Annotated in this window: 6 protein-coding genes; 5 read left to right on the forward strand and 1 reads right to left on the reverse strand. The window is 44.2% G+C overall.

Annotated features, from left to right (window positions below; translation table 11 throughout):
- Positions 1-8: 8 nt before the first annotated feature.
- The 5 genes from K6G33_RS05450 to K6G33_RS05470 all read left to right on the forward strand — a co-directional run bounded on the left by K6G33_RS05450 (position 9) and on the right by K6G33_RS05470 (position 17,429).
- A complete protein-coding gene (locus K6G33_RS05450; protein ID WP_296777118.1) occupies positions 9-9,359 on the forward strand; it encodes a leucine-rich repeat protein in 9,351 nt (3,116 codons plus the stop codon).
- A gap of 16 nt (positions 9,360-9,375) precedes the next feature.
- Positions 9,376-12,099 (forward strand): hypothetical protein, encoded by a 2,724-nt coding sequence (locus K6G33_RS05455; RefSeq protein ID WP_296777120.1) that lies wholly within the window; start codon positions 9,376-9,378, stop codon positions 12,097-12,099.
- Between the two features lie 14 nt (positions 12,100-12,113).
- Positions 12,114-12,776, forward strand: a complete 663-nt coding sequence (locus tag K6G33_RS05460; protein ID WP_296777122.1) for a hypothetical protein — start codon at positions 12,114-12,116, stop codon at positions 12,774-12,776.
- 206 nt (positions 12,777-12,982) lie between these two features.
- Positions 12,983-13,549 carry a hypothetical protein gene (locus K6G33_RS05465; protein ID WP_296777125.1) on the forward strand — a complete coding sequence of 189 codons (567 nt, stop codon included), beginning with the start codon at positions 12,983-12,985 and terminating at the stop codon, positions 13,547-13,549.
- Positions 13,550-13,943: 394 nt separating this feature from the next.
- Complete coding sequence (locus tag K6G33_RS05470) at positions 13,944-17,429, forward strand: glycoside hydrolase family 11 protein (protein ID WP_296777126.1); 3,486 nt, start codon at positions 13,944-13,946, stop codon at positions 17,427-17,429.
- Positions 17,430-17,570: 141 nt separating this feature from the next.
- On the opposite strand, the gene K6G33_RS05475 is transcribed toward K6G33_RS05470, so the two are convergent.
- Positions 17,571-18,773: an IS110 family transposase gene (locus K6G33_RS05475; protein WP_296777128.1), complete on the reverse strand. Its 1,203-nt coding sequence runs from the start codon at positions 18,771-18,773 to the stop codon at positions 17,571-17,573.
- Positions 18,774-19,030 lie beyond the last annotated feature (257 nt).

Raw genomic sequence — 19,030 nt, forward strand, 5'->3', positions numbered from 1 at the left:
GACGGTTTATGGAGAACAACTTTGAGACTAAATATAAACCTCTTGGTACGAGGTTATTTGCCGTATTAACGGCTTTTATAGCAGGACTCACCTTTGTTGGTGATCCTGCTTTCTCTGCAAAAGCAGAAGAGATGCCTGCGGAGATCGTCGGGGAACTTCTCGGCGATGAGAGTATTCCCGAGTACTCTTTTGATGAGACAGACGATGTTATTGTGGATGATTTCCCGGAGGTCACGGCGAGCTATGTCCCTATGAGTGATGAGGAGCAGGCAGAAATAACAAAGGCGCTTTTCATTTCAAATATGAAGGAAGTCGACCTCAAAGACGGCGAAACAGGATTTGTGCAGATCAGTGATTCAGGTGATATAGCTGAACAATCAATGAAGACGTACATTTTGCAGTATGTTTTTACATCGTCCGAGCAGCAGGAAGGCGATACTGCTCACTATATAGAGCGTTCTGATAATTTCATCATAAAAGGCAAGATAACTGTAAATACCGAGCATATCCTTGAAGCAGGACACATGGAATTCAGACTGCCGAGGCATCTGCTTCAGCAAAGAAACGGCGGATACTGCGAGATATCCAGTGTTGCGGTGGGTGAGTTCCCTGTAATACCCGTAAAAGATGAAAATGGTATTTATCAGATAGGTGAAAACTATAGTCCAAGTATGGCAGTATTCAATTATTATATTGATAATGAAACCGATGAGTATGTTTTCATCAATTATGGTACACTTACAAGTAATGCAGCTGTAGTAGAGGTAAGCTATAACAAGGTCGATGTATTTGAAGTCAGAGACAGCACTGAATGGAGTATTAAACCATCAGCCAAGCTTGTATATTTTATTGAAAAGACAGGTCATCTTTATGTTAATGGTTCTCCTGTTTTGGACGTTGGAGGTGAGCCGCTTTACCTGACACAGTGTATGTGTAATGACGAATACCTCTATATGAGTTCCGCAGAAGAGGATACCTCAAAAAACAAACGTATAGTATATTATGATTCAAACGGAAACCCGAAGTATGTATATGAAAATTCAAAAAACTGGTATTCAATAACAGGCGTGGAAGGTGTGCATTCTGCCGAGTGGCTCGTTACCGGACGCGACCCGATGACAGAAGATTTCCCTGTAATTACGGTATGCTATGATACAGAAGAAGTTAACAGAGAAATTGACAACGGCATTTCAGGCAAGATTAAAACAGATGTAACACTTGATTCTGTCACAAAATATCCCGAGAGCAATAACAGCAGCGGTTACGGTGCTCAGCTTTACACAAAGGGACAGATGAGCAAGTACATCAACGTCAATAATCTGCCTTCCGAGGTGCTTAGCGGAAATAAACTCAGCGATGATTATATCTATACCTGCTGGAGAGTGTACACAAAGGGCACTTGTACGCAGCCGTGGTCTATGCTTTTACAGGAAACCCCGAAGGCAGCAAGTTTTGTTTCCGGTACCGCTGAGGTAGTTAAGGACGGCAGCGGTAATATAGTTTATAATGATGTTCCCGGTGCTATCGTTCTCGGCGTTTCGACCATGCTGCCTAACAGCTACAGCAAGCGTACTGACAGCAAAGTCGGCAGTAATTCCTCAGACATAACACGACTTAAAAGTTATGTTGATATTGATAATTGGTCGGAAATGGGCGACTGGTGGTATGTTGCGGATACAAATACCGAGATGCGCGGCTCATTCGGATTGCAGAGCGTTATCAAGGAGCATAAATTCAATTTGGGCTACTATGTGGTGGTTGCCTATCCGAGAAATGAACTTTCATCTTACGGCGATGGCGAGTCTGAACAGTATCCGCCGCTCAAAAACGAAGTTATTGTACACCTTTATTCAAGAGATGACGCAGTTGACCAGTATGCAGGAAGTGTGTCGAACGATAATATCGTCTACAAGAAGTTCGAGTGGAAGGGCGGAGAATATTACGTTCACACTTATAAGCGCGTAGATGGCGAATGTAAAGACGGACTTCTGAGCGTTTATGATAATCTTGCCGCAGAACCGGGAGCAGACGGTTATATCGGTGATATATGGTTCCATGAAAGCTATCGTATCGGCGGATACAAATGCTGCCATAATACAAAAGATTATTCTTATGAGGAAGGTAAATATTATAAAGTCGTGAATACTGACGATGTTCTGACCGCTCAGCCATACGGCGAAGTAAAGTACAACGGCGAAATAAAGCGAGTATACGGAGTTCCGAAGGTTCTCGACGGAAGTGATTATTTCTACAGCAAGGCTGTTCTGACTATCTCGGAGTTTGAGGTAGATCCCTATGAGGACTACGTTTATGCCCTTGATGATGAGGCAGCTGCTCAGAAAATTTTACCTGATAACAGCAAGAACCGTGACTGGATCGTTTACGGCTGGTATGAAGACAGTTCAGACTGGGTACCGATAGACCTCACAAAATACGGTTGTGAACATTCAACTCTTTCTGTTCAGGATTATGTCAAAATGCGCGGAAAGAGCGATCAGCTGAAAATTACTTTTAATTTCAAGGATAAGGGCGAAAAATGTCCATACCGATTAAAGGTAGAGCATAACAGCATAGCTTACAACACAAGAATGAACTGGGATCTTGAAACTCAGCTAAAACTTGATTCATCAACGTTGAACGAAACAGGTATCCGCAGCAAAATGTATTTTGATGACGGTACTCCGGTGACTTCCGGTGCGACATATGAAATGTTCAGGATAAGTCTCAGGAACTATTCCGCAACAAAGTCTACAGTATATGACGAAAAAAAGGGCGGAGTACAAGGTGATATGATAGATCACTACGATAACGGTGGAGGGACTTATCAGAATATCGCAGGCTTGGCTGACAGAACTCTTGTAAATGCCAACAGATACCAGTTTGTGGATATGAGTAAGTTTTATTCAGGCGGACCTTTGTATAGGCAGAAAGACAACCTTACAAAGAGTGCTCTTGGTACAAAACTGCTGGAAACAGAAGGTACTCTTGAAAGCCCATACGGAATATCAGAGTATCTTCCGCTGAAATATATCAACGGCGATCAGACATTTGGATCTTTAAATGATTTTGTTGAGGCAAACAGACACGTTTACCGCGATCATGCAGCTATCGACATTTCAATTCTCGAAAACGATGCCCGTGCTGATAAGTTTGCAAGCTGGGAAAACGATACCCAGAACGGTCAGGTAATAATGACCTATACTATCTCGGGCTACGAGGGCTACAAGCTTTCAAAGGAGCTCCGTCCGCTGATAGAGAGTATGGGAGTTGCAGCGCCGCCGCAGCGCCAAAAAGTAATACTCTACGATCTTCTGCCATACGGAGTGAACTATTACGGCTTTGAGGAGCCCATAGCAGGCAAGCTCACCACTACTCAGATAGGCGATCCCGATGCGGAGAGCATATCATACGATGACGTTGATGAGTTCGTTGATACGTGGGACAACAGTAAGATTAAAATTACAAAGATAGATGTCAAAGAGAACTGGAATGATTCGGGACGAACAATGGTGGCGTTTACCGTTGATTTCAGAGACAATAACGCTATAATGACGGACAGCAACTGGTTCGTTGGCTGCGGTATCAGATTCAAGGGCTATGTTTCGTGGGATAACTATGGTCCTGCAAGAGAAAAGGACAATATTTTCGCATATACTGTTGAAGAAACTGATGACAAAAACGGCGGCAATCTTTACGGTAAATTTACAGGTACCAACGAGTCGCAGGTATATGACGGCGCAGGAACTTACGTACCGAATACTGTTTCGAGTGCGGATTATTCTCCTTTCGAGGGCGAAACATTAGACCATACTAAAGGAACTCCTGATGCTCGAAACCGTCTGTACGGTCACGCAAATGATATGGAAAATATCACTATGGCGCGTACTATCGGTATAAAAAAGCTGGTAAGAGCTGATAAAAATACATATGCCGAATATGAAAAAGAGATAGGCGTTCCAAAAGGAGAGGATTACACTTATAAAATACACATTGATAAATCCGCTCAGGGAGCTGTCGGTAATGTAGTAATATTCGATAATGTCGAGAGAATGAGCGATGAGCACTACGGTGGGCATGGTGTGTTCCATGGAGTTGACCTTAATGAGGTATTCCTGAAATTTTCAGGTTTGGAATCCCAAACAACGATATGGTATTCAGAGAGCCGAAATGCTCCGAAAGTGCTTTATGGAACTCCGGGAGCATATTCGCTTACAGGTGATGAATCAGAAATAGCAGAGTGGTCTTTTGAGGAAGCTAATAATTTGTCGACTGATAAATGGGTCAAAAGCTCGGAGTATGTAGGCAGGACAGAAGATGTAAAAAGCATTGCAATAGATTTTGGCGATCATGTTTTTGAAGGTGAAGCTATTATCAATGTCTACATTAAAATTAAAGCTCCTACAGGAGATGAAAAATTTGCGCTCAATCAGGCATCATATTACTTCCATGATTATAAAAAATCAGGTGATGATTATGTGCTGTCTACAGAGGAAGGTGCATATGAATACAGCAACAGTGAGATAACAGCTGTCACATACGGCGACAGAAAAACGCTGAACATTGTGAAAAACGTTATAGGTAAATTTCCTGAAGAAGTTGCCGAACAATTTACCTTCATTGTTACATCGAAACTTTATTACTATAATAGCAGTACTGATGAGGCTTCTAAAGACTATGATTTTTCAAATATCGGGTATAAACTGTTCAAAAAAGGTGAATCGGAAGATGACAAACTGATCCATGCCACAAACTCAAACGGTGAATTCACGCTTAACGGCGGAGAAAAAGCTGAATTTTCGGAGGTGCCGTCAGTCAGCGCTCTCGGAGGAGCAGCAGCGGGGTACGATTTTGACAACTATAGGATAATCGAGAAAAGTGCTCCTTATTTTCTTAGTGTGGAGAGCGTTTCATCAGGCGGTACAGAGACCGCAACATTCAATAACTACTACAGACCTGTCATATATCTGACAAAAAAGACCAAGGGAGTTCCCGAGGGCGTTGTTCCTGATGATACTGAATTCAGCTACAGGATAAAGATATACGATAACATGAGTTCAACTCCCGACGTTCCGATAACTTTTTCAGATGCAGAGGGCGGCTATAAGCTTCTCAGCAAAACAGGTTCGGTAGATGCAATACGTTCTGACAATACACTGTACTGGTATAAGGTTTACGGAAGTGCAGGCTGGTATGATATCCCGAACGGCTGGAAGATCAAAAATGATTCGTCAAGTCTATATAATACCACAGGTTCTGCTTTTGATCTTTCTGACAGCAGTTTTACTGTAACATTTGACACTAATACAACAAATACCGTAGCCGTACCGATATACATTCAGCATAAAGTCAGCGGTGAAGATGTGGGAATGTTATATGAAGAAGACGGCGAACTTAAAGCACGTTACCGTTTCGAGATAGAAAAAGTTCCTGAAGATGACTGGTATTGCTCATCTCCGAAAAGCGGCAAATACAGCGGAGAGCTGGGAACAGGTGAGAACTCTTTTATCTGGACGAACAATTATATGTACAAGGAGCTCCTCGTAAAGAAGACTGTTACTCATGCTCCTTCTGCATCAGCACTTGCAGACCGGACGTTCACTTTCAAGCTCACAAAGGGCGATGACCCATATCATGAATACAAATCAGGAAGAAGCGTTGCATGGAACCTTTGCAAGATGTCTCCGCAAGGAGAGATAACTCCTCTGACAGGCGAAGGCAAGAGCGGAACAGTCGGGGCGGACGGAGTATTTGCTGTAAAAGACTGCGGAAATCCTGCCGACAGCACGGGCGATGTATACGTTATAAAGCTCAGCTATTTGAAGCTCGATGAAGGCGGAAAGGATACAAAATTCACGGTAAGCGAGATCGAGCTCAACAGTGATTACAGAGCTCTGAAAGAAAGCGATACTGTGACGGTCAAGGGCAATTCCGTTATTACAAATGCAAATATCGAAAACGACTATCTCAAGCGTGATATCACCGTCAGAAAGATAGTTGCAGCAAGCACTATACCGTCCGGCGACAAGGCATTTACCATGGTGCTTTGCCGTGAAGGCGCGGATTCGCTCCCAGGTTCAAATCTGACAGGCAAGGTGATCGGCAAGGACGGAAAATCAGGAGTAAATATAACAGCTGTGCCTGCTTCTGCTCCTGCTTATGGCTGGACATTTAATATACACGAGGGCGAGAGCGTAACGTTTGAGGACATTGGCAAGGCAGGAGATAAGTATTATCTTTACGAGAAATACGATAGTGATTACCAGCCGCTGTCACTTAACTATGATACGGGAGATTATACAAACGCGCAGGCAATAGAGCTTCCGTATGATAACGATTATACAACGGACGTTGTAAACGGTGCAGACGGTTATATGGTGCTCAGAAAGCGTTTCACAGGCAGCGATATCAATGATATTTCAGATGCTCTTGATGAGGATACGCTGACCGTTGCAATTAAACTTCGCAAAACTGACGGAACATATCTTGATGATCTCGATGCGGACGGAAATATAACGGTCGGCGGTGATCCTGCTGCAAATATCAACAGTATCCAATTCAAACGTACCGATAACGTTATTATCAATATGAACGGACTGAAAACAGCTGCGGCAGGTTACGGAATTTCGCTGGACGGTACTTTTACAGTTGCCGAAACAGGTTACAGCCATCAGCTCGAAAACAGCGGCAGCTGGTACGTGATCGAGCCTGCTCATTCAGATGCAATGTGGGAGTTCGGTGCGGACACAAAACAAGCGGTAATAGTCAACAACGTAACTAAGTTCGATTCAGGAAACGTTATCTATAAGCGTATAGGTTTCAGAGACAATAATGTCGAGCCGCCTACAGGTGCGATATCGTTTACGGTAAAGGACAGCACAGGTACACCCGTACAGGGCGTTAAGTGCATGGTGGCAAAGTATGATAGCAGCGGCGTGACGGAAGAGTTCACTGGTTACGGCTGTGTTTCTGACGAAAACGGAATAATCAGCATTGATTTTTCAAATGATAAAATAAAAAACAGCGGCTGGGTAAGTACCAGCCAGAATATGCAGTATTTCCTTAAACTGTATTTCGACCGCGAAGTCAGGATCAATCCCACAGGCAGTAAACTTAGCATTACCGAGAACACCATTGCTACGGACAAGAGCTGGGGTGCTCCTGCGGGTTATGAGATATCAAGTTCGGAAGATTCCTATGTTAATGAGAGACTTCTGAAAAAAGGTGAAACAACTCATTGGACTATAAAGAATGCCGATACTTTCGTAAACACTCAGGACACTGAAAAAGTCGCATTCACAAAATCAGTCACTTCAATGGCTGAAGGCGATAAGGATACTATGTTCAGCTTCGTTGTTTCGGAGTTTGTCGGCAGCGGTTATCAGCCTGCACCGCATATCAGCTATGCGGTCTATGGCAAAGATGATACCGAAATGACTACTCCTGTCCGCACGGGCGTAACAGACCTTGCCGAGGACGACCCGAACACGGGCTGGGGCGTATTCACGCTGAAAAGCGGCGAAAAGGCTGTCATTGAGTTGCCGAAGAATGCGTACTGGCAGGTGAGCGAGGACAACACGGGTAAGTACAAGCTCGTTACCGACAATGATGACAACATCACGAGCGGTGAAAGCGATTCTGCTCTTTATGCAGATACTGATTCACAGACCGCCTACGGCGCTAAGTATATCGCGCAGGGCTTTGAGTTCCATACCACACTTGATATGCTGAGCGGCTATATAGAGGGTGATGATCTTGTTATCATAAACGGTGTTGCAGCGGCTGGAGCTCCGATGTTTTCAAAATATGTGGAATCAGAGGATTCTCCAAACGATGCAGACGGAATATACAGGACACATACAAGAAATGGCGAAGATGCTAATTACTATTACAGTGCATCAGATTCAACTGCTAAGTATAATAATCCGGAGTATATTATCAGTGATATGGCTTTTTATTCAACAGGTGATGCAGCTTTAGTTCATGATGGCACAAATGGGCTTGTATGGAACAGTACAGGTGGAACAGCGGCTGCATATAAAGGCTCTGAGGTCGTGCTTCCTGATAAGGTATATTCATTTGTCGGAGAAAAAGTCATAAGCCACAGAATAGTCGGCATAGGCAAGAATGCGTATAATGGAAATACGGGCATCAATACCGTTATCATGCCTAAATATGTTGAAAAGATAGGCGACAATGCATTCAAGGGCTGTACAAATCTAAGAGATGTAATATGGTATGGTGCGACAATTGCGTCATACGGCGGCAGTTATCCAAATAAATACTATGTTACCTATTCTGACCCCGAAGACGGCTTTGGCGTAAAGGTGCTCGGCGCTTATTCGTTATGTAGCACAAGCGTCGATGTTGTTCTTCCGCCAACAGTTGTAACTATAGAAGCAGGTGTTTTCAAGGATTATAAGACTAATAAATATGGTGATAACAAATGGAGAAATGCACCTCCGGCTAATGGAGTTACAAGAGCAAATGCAAAATATGTATATAAATTCGGTGAAATGTTACCGAGTACATTGCGCTATTTTGCTCTGAATGATAGTGGCTTATCGGATGAGGCACTTGGAAAAGGTGCATATTCTGTAAATGGTAATCTTGAAATTTATGCCGGTACTTCAGGAACTTCATCATACAGCAATACAAGCCAGAGATTTATTCCATTTGTAATTGGAAGCGGTGACAGTATATCTGAACTGAAAACATCATTTAATGTTATTGGTTCAAGTACGATTGAAAATGATGTAGGCGTACTTCGGATGAACAGCTTCCATTATCAGCCTATGAGGTGGCCTACAATTGTAATTGGTAAAAATGAAAACGGAATAACTGTTAAAAGTGAGTTTAACGAACAGTTTGGCAAACATAATGCAGCGTATGAGGGACAAGTAATAGTATTTCCAAAAGGACAGCTCACACTTGAAGAAAACTGTTTAAAGAATAACAATGGCAAAACATATCTCAGAATACTTCAGACAGATAATCTTGCAGACCTTAGAGTTGAAGGTTTTGTAAATGATACTATCAGTTCAAATACAAAGACGATATATGTCTTTACAAACCTTACACAGGCTCAGGTCGAAGGCTCGACACAGTATACTAACCTTAAATCAGGCGGCAGTGATTCTAAAGTACAGTTCTATTACAAGGACACTATCAGCGGTCATTACGATGATATAATCCGAGGTGTTGATATGAGCGTCAATTTCTGGAACGCAGATGTAAGAGCGATGCTGAAAGAATTAGCAGGTCCTGGTACACTTCCCGCACCGCGGCATTTAACAGCGTCCGAAAACATCATCACACACAAGGACATCTACCTTGAAAAGAAAAAGGAATTATTAGACTAACGAAAGGAGGGCGGCAATGAACAAAACATTATCAAAACGTCTTGCAAGTCTTGTGACGGCATTTGTTGTCGCCCTGACTTTTATGACAGTATGGTCAGGCGCGGCAGACGGTATACCACAGATGAACTTCACAAACGAAATGGTGACGGGTCTTACCGTGACCAAGGAGATCTACCGCAAGGCTTCAAGCGATCTGCCGCTGAGGTCGGGTGCGGAAGAAGACAAGAAGTTTTACACCGAAAACAACCTAAGCGAGGACGAGTTCAGGCTGTATCTGCTGGAGGGCAGCAGCGGCGAGAATATCGCGCCGAAGTCAGGCGAGATCTACACACGCTCAAATAAGTACGGCTATTACCTCTACAGCTCAAATTACAGCAACAGCGATGAAGGTATTTCGGGAGTTGACCTGATACTCCGTCCCATCGACAGCAGCGGCGGCTATGAAGGGTACTATTACGACTCTGAGGGTCGCCATGAGGTCGATAACATAAGTGTTGCGGATCTGCCGACTACCAAGAATTTCAGCACAGGAACAAACGGCGAGTTCTACCTGTTTGACGGCAGTGAAGGCGATCAGGTGTACTTCAAGAAGATAAAGAGCAGCTACTACTACATAATCGAGGATACGGCTCTTTTAGCGACATATAATAATGCTAAGTTCTCGGGAGTTTATGACGATTCCGTGCAGGCTCTGCAAAACGGTATCGGCTTGAAGTATAACAGTACTGACGCGAATCTTTTTGAGGTGCAGAACCTGTTTGACCGACCGAACGATGCATTTACGATCAAAAAGACCGTCAATTACATGGCGGGTACAGATATTTTCGACGAGGAATTCACCTTCGAGCTCCTTATTGATGATGCATCGCCTTCGGGCTGCAAATATGAGAAGTATGAAGGCGATGAGCTGATCGAGACAGATGTTTTCCCGTACAGCGAGTCTCCTGCGGTGATAAAGCTAAAGAGCAATCAGCGCATGGAAATAAAGGGCATCATGAAGAATACTCCTGTTGAAGTCAGGGAGCTGATAACCAACGAAAGCGGCGAAAAGCTGAATCCGTCGTTCAGTCCTCTGACAGTGCAGTCGGCTGAGGACGGCGAGTCTTACACTCTTGAAACGGAAGGCTTGAAGAAGTACATATCGTGGGAAGGCTCATATGAGAGCAATAAGGTCGATACAGCGGACTTCATAAACGTGCCGAACGTTATGATGGTGAGAAAAAAAGTAACGAATCCTCTTGAAGTCGAGGATATCAGCGAGTATGAGTTTGAGTTCAGTATAAAGAATTACGACAGCGGAGGATATGTTGATCTTCCTGAAAACAAACAGCTCAGGTATTATCTCCGTGACGGATACGGAGCTCCTTACGGCGATGAGAAAAACAACGGACAGCCCTTTGTTACCGAGGACGGCAAATTCACGCTGAAGCATTTGCAGACGGCGATATTTGTCGGGCTTGGTACAGATATTAAGTACCGTATCGAGGAGACAAGAGCTCTCCGCGACGGAAAAAACGTAAGCGTTGACTTTGTTATGGACAGCACTTCGCACGACAAGACCACTCGTTCCGAAACTGTAAAGACGGCATATACGCAGTCGAGCACAGGTGAGATCATCGAGGTGAGCAACACCTACGAAAAGAAGCTGGGACTAAGTGTAAGCAAGAATGTCGAGGACAAGTACGACAGAGTTGATCCTGACAGGGACTATAGTTTCAGAATACAAGTATACGATCAAGAAGAAGCTGAGTTTTTAGACCTTAACAGTAACGGCTCGGTAAAGGTGAACGGCGAGCCTATCGCAAACGGATCACCTGTCAGCTTCACATTGAAAAACGGTGAGACTGCCAATATTACGGGACTTTCAAAAGGCACATATAAAGTTGTGGAACTTGATCCCAATACCGTCGAAGAACATATCTTTGTCACTGATGTACAGGTGAATGAGGGTGATATCAAAACTGTTAACGGAAATGATTCGCCCACGACTTCCATCGGATCAGAACAGTTCGTTATTTCGGCAGTATCAAGCGTAAAGGTGGATTTTACCAACAGAACGATACCGCTGAATTACTATTTTGACATTGAAAAGATACTTTTCCTTGACAAGAACGTTCACGGCGACAGCAGCGATGCGGAGCAGCGCTTTATATTCAGAGTGGAGAGATTTGCCGAGAACGAGACATCGTTCACAGCTGCAAATGTTATCGAATCATTTTATGTTGATCTTAGCTGTGACAAAAAAATGACCTATACAGCTGACAATGATGTGAAGATCGGCGAAGATGATTACCGATATGATTTCTGGCACGTAGATGATACGTCATCGTCAACGCACTCGATCTTTGTAACTGATACTGCTCCGAATGTAAAGGTCAGAAAAGAGTACGGCATCGGTGATAAGTACACATATCCTTGCAGCATATGGAACGGCAGAAAGACTGTAGCCGTGACCAAAAAAGGAAAGTACCGTATATCTGAGGTGAGCGGCTGGTCGGGAACAGATTACGATTTCTGGCAAGGCTCGAATCAGTATAAGGGATACGGCAGCGGAACAAGTTCCGACAGCAGCGTTATATTCTCCGTAAGTGATGTCAAGGCGGATAAGTTCAGCAGTCCTTCGGCAGTTATAGACGCTGTAACGGTATACCGTCCGACAGCAAGCTTCATCAACAGCGAATCTGAATATGCATATTACAGCTCGCAGTCATATGCCGAGAATACGATAAAACGCAAATAAGGGGGGACAGCATTGTGAGCAGCATTAAGAATAAGAAGCGCTCTGCCGCAGCAGCAGGTGCATTGGCAGCGGCATTTGCTGTCCCGCTCATCGTGCTTGCTGTAGTTTGTCACAGCAGTATTAAGAGTAATGAATTCGCACCTGCCAAGCTCGGGATAGAGGTCGAGGAGAAAGCAACAGCAGCAGAAACTGCCACTCATGAGTATACTTTCGTGCTTTCCGAAAGCGGCAATTACAGCACGGATAAGCAGGTCAAGGTGTTGGCGGCAGGCGATTCGACAGCTGACAAGAGTGAGCTCCGCGTGAAACTTGTCCCCATGTGGTACAAAGAGGACAGCAGCGATACTGTTTGTGGAAGCATCGGCAATCTCAGCGATTTCCGCTATCAGCGCCTGAACGAAGACAGAACTGCACTTTTATTCCTGAACGGCTATAACGAGGTCATTGTGACCTGCTGCCTTGATGATTATTGGGAAGAAAAGTGGGAGTACAACAGCGCCAAAGAGTATTTCGTCTACACAGACGATCTGGCTGAGGGCGAGACAACATCGGCACTGCTGTCATCGGTAGAGCTTTCCAAAGCAGTATATGATGAAACAGAAGGGTATGAGCTGCACATAGATGTGCTGGCTGATACGATACAGTCCGACGCAAATGCGGCAGATGAACGCTGGTAAAAGCAATTATAAACGAGTTTGCAGATTTTGTTAAGTGCTCTTTTGCCTATTCTGAGTAAGCTCCCGCACTGAGGATAAAGAAGATATTTTCATAAAAATACCGTGGGTAATGGTCGCTTTTTCAATATTGACTTTTTATTTCTTGTGTGCTATAATTTTGATTTAGCGGAAGTCAGGGCTTCTGCTGAAAAGGAGGAACAAGGAATATGCAAAAGAAAATCTTAACACTGGTTTTATGTTTGATGTGTGCAGGTTTAAGTTCATGCGGTACAGAAAACAAGGATACAGATGTACTGCCCAAGTCTATCACTACGACTACAACTGCAACTGAGCAGACAAGCAAATCAACAGAGACAACTCAGGCTGAAAACACCGAGGCTGCCGCGACTACTCAGGCTGAAACTACTTTACCTGAACAGACAGAGGCTCCTCAGCCTGTTCAAACCGAAGCTGCAACAACAGAGCCGACCGAGACTAAAGCAGCGGCAATTTCAGAGACTCAGGCACTTGAGGCGATCAAAAGCTACTGTATTAACAGTAATCCAAGCCTGAAAAATATAGTAGATTCAGGAGAAAACAGTGTTTATTGGACTGTTTCCACAAATGATGCCAATGAAATAGTTGTATTATACAGATCTTATACTGCTGCACAGTTACGCTATTATATTGATCCTGTTTCAGGAGACACATATGTTACCGAGTTGGTTCCGGGAATAATAGATGAGGAACAGCGTACCGGAGAAACATTCAATATAAAAAACTACATAGCATAATATTCCGTGATGAAGTTCCTTCTATGGTGTTTGTAAGACCATGGAAGGACTTTTTTGCGTTTTGCTGATGCGGTTCAATTTTCAGAACCGCTTTTTTTATAATTTCTGGGCGATGGAGCAGTTGTGCATAATGACAAAAATTAGATTATTTGTCTGCTCGCTCAAAATTATTCAACGCATTTATTGGCAATATTACGTTGTTTCTTAACAGCGTTGAATTATACTTGTGCAAAGTGTTAGCAATTTTTGGCAAGCTTAAACAATTAGGACAAAAAATGACTTGTTTTACTATGGGTTTTGAGACTATAATATAACCAGAAAAATAAAGGCGTTAAAACGCACGGGGGTTACTGAAATCATTAATTTGCTTTATTTAAACAAAGGAGTGATTGAAGTGAAACTATCAAAAATCAAGAAGGTTATCAGCGGCACCGTTTCTGCGCTGATGATCGCAGCAATGGTACCATTTCCATCTACAGCCGCAAGTGTGAACGTTGATTTAGGCACTATTACAGACGGCAATGTAGGCGGCGGCTTTGACTTCGGAAACATGGGCGGCAACAATGGCGGCTTCGACTTCGGAAATATGGGCGGCAATAATGGCGGCTTTGACTTCGGAAACATGGGCGGCAACAATGGCGGCTTTGACTTCGGAAATATGGGCGGCAACAATGGCGGCTTCGATTTCGGAAATATGGGCGGCAACAATGGCGGCTTCGATTTCGGAAATATGGGCGGCAACAACGGCGGCTTCGATTTCGGAAACATGGGCGGCAACAATGGCGGCAACATCGACTGGGGCGGCATGGCTGGCGGCTTCAATAATGGCGGCGGCAATATTGGCAGCGATGCAGGCAATGGCGGTAACGCAAAATCAGGTATGAACGCTCAGATAAAGAACGATATGCCTACAACTGTCCCCGGCGGCAGCGAGAAGAGCGGCGCCTGCAAGGTCGAGAAGAAGACCTATAACTGTAAATTTACAGGCGGACAGAAGAGCTGTAATGTAGTTCTTCCGCCTAATTATGATAAAAATAAAAAGTATCCTGTAATGTATGTTCTCCACGGCATCGGAGGCGACGAGAACAGCATGGTAAGCGGCATGGGCGTTCAGGAACTTCTTGCAGGTCTTATCGGAAACGGCAAGGCTGAAGAAATGATAATCGTTCTCCCAAGCCAGTTCACAAGCAAAAAAGGCAATCAGGGCGGCGGCTTCGGCATCAATCAGGAAACTTGCGAAGCTTACGACAACTTCCTCTATGACATCTCTGACAGCCTTATCCCGTTCATCGAGTCCAACTACAGCGTTAAGACGGGCAGAGAGAACAGAGCTATCACAGGTTTCTCAATGGGAGGACGAGAGGCTATCTACATCGGTCTTATGCGTCCCGATCTCTTTGCATATGTTGGCGGAGCTTGTCCTGCTCCCGGTATCACCCCTGGCAGTGATATGTTCATGACTCACCCCGGCTGTATGCAGGAGAGTGAGATGAAGTTCAGGGACGTAGGTCCTGAACCTTACGTATTTATGATAACAGGCGGCACAAACGACTCGGTCGTAGGTACTTTCCCGAAATCATACAGCGATATCCTCACAAGAAACGGCGTTGAGCACGTTTACCAGTCTATCCCGGGCGGCGGACATGGTGCAGATTCTGTAAAGCCTCATCTCTACACATTCATGAGATATGCTTTCAAGGCAGGTGAGGGCAGCACTAATAATAACACACCAAATAACAACAGTACAAATAATAACAACAATACACCTAACACCAATACTGATCCGAAAACCAATACAGATCCAAAGGCAGAGCTCAATGCAAAGGTCAAGAAGTGGGGCGACGCAAACAATGACGGTGCAGTTGATATGAGTGATGCTGTACTTATCATGCAGTCTCTTGCAAATCCTGACAAGTATAAGCTTTCAGATCAGGGCAGACTTAATGCTGATGTTTATGAAGCAGGCGGCGTTACAAATAACGATGCAGCTTCTATCCAGAACTATCTTTTAGGAATTGTTAAGTCTCTTCCTGAGAGCTATTCAAAGGATCTTACATCAAATACAAATAACAACACTAATACAAATAACAACAATAATAACGCAAACAACAATCAAAATACCAACACAAATCCAAACAACGGCTTCGATATGACAGGTTGGGGCAATAATAACGGCAACAACGGTTTCGATATGACAGGTTGGGGCAACAATAACGGCAACAACGGCTTCGATATGACAGGTTGGGGCAATAATAACGGCAACAACGGTTTCGATATGACAGGTTGGGGCAATAATAACGGCAACAACGGTTTCGACATGACAGGTTGGGGCAATAATAACGGCAACAACGGTTTCGACATGACAGGTTGGGGCAATAATAATGGCAACAACGGTTTCGATATGACAGGTTGGGGCAACAATAACGGCAACAACGGTTTCGACATGACAGGTTGGGGCAATAATAACGGCAACAACGGTCAGCAGGGCAACAATTCAAACCCTGCTGCCAACGGACAGACCTTCAAAGTCGGCAACGGTCAGAATAGATTTGCTAATGATAACGTTGACGGCTACAGCTACGAGATATGGCTTGACACCACAGGCGGAAGCGGTTCTATGACTCTCGGCAGCGGCGGTGCATTCAGCACTGAGTGGAGTGCTCAGGTCAATGCAGGTAACTTCCTCGCTCGCCGCGGCAGAAACTATGACCGTACTAAGAAGGCTACCGACTGCGGTACTATCGTAATGGACTATGCAGCAGATTATTCAGCAAGCTCACAGGGCAACTCTCGTCTGTGTGTTTACGGCTGGATGACAGATCCGCTGGTTGAGTACTACATTATCGAGGACTGGGTAAACTGGCGTCCAACAGCTCAGGGCGGCAGCAAGACCGTTACTATCGACGGTGCTGAATACGAGATATTCCAGCTCGACCATACAGGTCCTACTATCCTCGGCGATACACGTACCTTCAAGCAGTATTTCAGCGTCCGCAAGTCTAAGAGAACATCAGGTACTATTACAGTATCCGACCACTTCAAGGCTTGGAAGGAAGCAGGCTGGAACATCGGCAACCTCACAGAAGTTGCACTCAACGTTGAAGGCTGGGAGAGCAGCGGTAAGGCTAACGTAACAAAGCTCACTATCAGCAGCGGCGGCGGAAGCAACACTCAGCCAACTATAAACACAAATACTAACACGAACACAAATACAAACAACAACAACAATAATCCTGTTACACCTAATACAGCAGGCAAAAAGCTCTGTGCTATCTCCTTTGATGACGGCGCAAGCGCAACAAGCAGACAGTCACCTGCTTACAGGATAATGGACGCTCTTATCAAGAACAACATGACAGCTACATTCTTCTATGTAGGCGACTGGATCCAGACCAACGATCAGGTCAAGTTTGCATACCAGAACGGAATGGAAGTTGCTAACCATACAAAGTCACACCAGTCACTTGGCTCGCTCGGTTCACAGCAGATACGCAGCGAGTGGGAGCAGTGCAACAGCAAGCTCAAGAGCATCATAGGCGCAGAGCCTTCACACATCATGAGACTGCCATTCCTTGACGGCGGCGGACAGGTCAAGTCTGCACTTTACGACGTTCCGCTTATCTCATGCGCTATCGACACAAAGGACTGGGATAATGCGTCAAAGGATCAGATCGTAAATACTATCAAGCAGGCAGCACAGAACGGTTCACTTGAGGGTGCTATCGTACTTTGCCACGAGAACTATGAAACAACAGCAGCAGCGATGGAAGAAGTTCTCCCATGGCTCGCACAGAATGGCTACATGAACGTAAACATTTCTGATATGGCTAAGGCTCACGGCAAGACACTTGCAGGCGGTCAGATACACACACGCGCATAATTTTTGCATCAATAAACCTGTTACTGTTTGTCAAGCCCTTTTTAAAAGATTTTCAACATACAAGTTTTCAACACATGGGCATGACAAATAAAGCCGAATAACAGTATTGTTTTTCGGCTTAGAAGGAAAAGGTACAACAGATCAACAATAAACTTCCATTACTCTTGCGTAATAGATACGCAGGAACTTGTTGAAACCTGCAATTTTAGCCACACGTTTTGGTTTTCCCTCATTTTCTTTTTTTATCATAAAGTCATAGACAGCAGAATCATCTGTTGGCTTGGTAACTTTCAAAGCGTGCATGATCTCATAACCTATTTTGCGAAGCGATGCTGAGCCTCGTTTGGAGATATGGCGGTTGGTTCCCACAAAAGATCCGGATTCATATGGTGGAGCATCAATTCCTGCAAAAGCCACCAGCGCACTGCCATTATGGAATCTCCTGACATCGCCAATCTCTGCTATCAGGCGCACAGAAAGCACTGCTCCCACGCCTTTCATCTCATTCACAACAGAGTATTCAGGTAAAGTACTTGCAATTTCCTGCATTTGTGATATAATGAGAGATAAGGTTAGTTCGGCATCTCTGACGGACTTAACCGCTTGCAGTACCAGCATTTTGGTCGATGAGGTACTGGATTTCAGAGTGGGGATATTGTTCTTTGAAAGCTGATATATCGCTATCGCTTGACTTTCATTGTAACGGTATCCCTTTTTCTTAGACCATTTTTCATAGCTTACAAGAAACTGCTCTTCACTTAATTTCTTGATATGGTCATAATGCCAGTATTTCTCTACGAAGTCACAGAGCTTGTCTTTTGTGCTGAATGCAGGAACATTCCCCGTCAAGATTTTCTTAATGCCTGGCAATACACCATCAAGTAGCTCCGCAAGATGAATCTTGCAGCCGACTTTCAGTCTGACATATTGTTCATACTGTCTGCCGAGTAGCTTTAATTCAGCATACACCTCATCCGGTGGACAGTAAGCCGTCATAGAAAACCAATGGTCTATGCCGTAATTAGCGATCTTTACAGAGTCAATCTTGTCTGTTTTCGCTTTTCTCAAAGTTGCAGCACAATACTTCTTCATTATGTATGGATTGACCACAACCGTGAAGATTCCAGCAGAAAGCATTTTAGATACGACAATATGGTGATAGCCGCCGGTAGCTTCAAGAACGACTTTTACATCCTCATCAAACGACTGGATGTGTTCAATAAGAGCGTTTAGCTCTGACTCGTTATGAGCAACATTGTAGGGGGGCTCAACAACTTCACCATAAGGGCGAAGCATACAAACAGTGCTCTTTTCCTTTGAAATGTCGATACCGATACTAATCATAGTGTTTCCTCCTAAGAATGAATTTGAAAAGGTAGAACCACTACTCTTATTGACACTCATTTTGGTTCGTTACACGAAGGCTATGCTTCAACCTGTTTACTCGAATGCTTACAATAAGAGATGGTCGACAGTTTATCGCACGGATGTGTTAATCCTATCAGAATTACGCCGGACCTTTTCTCTCTTATTGTAATAAAAAAAGAGTAGCTTTGCAATGCTTTGGACACATCGCTTTTCTACTCTTTTATTGTACCAAA

The sequence above is a fragment of the Ruminococcus sp. genome (assembly GCF_024691275.1).
Classification (GTDB): domain Bacteria; phylum Bacillota; class Clostridia; order Oscillospirales; family Ruminococcaceae; genus Ruminococcus.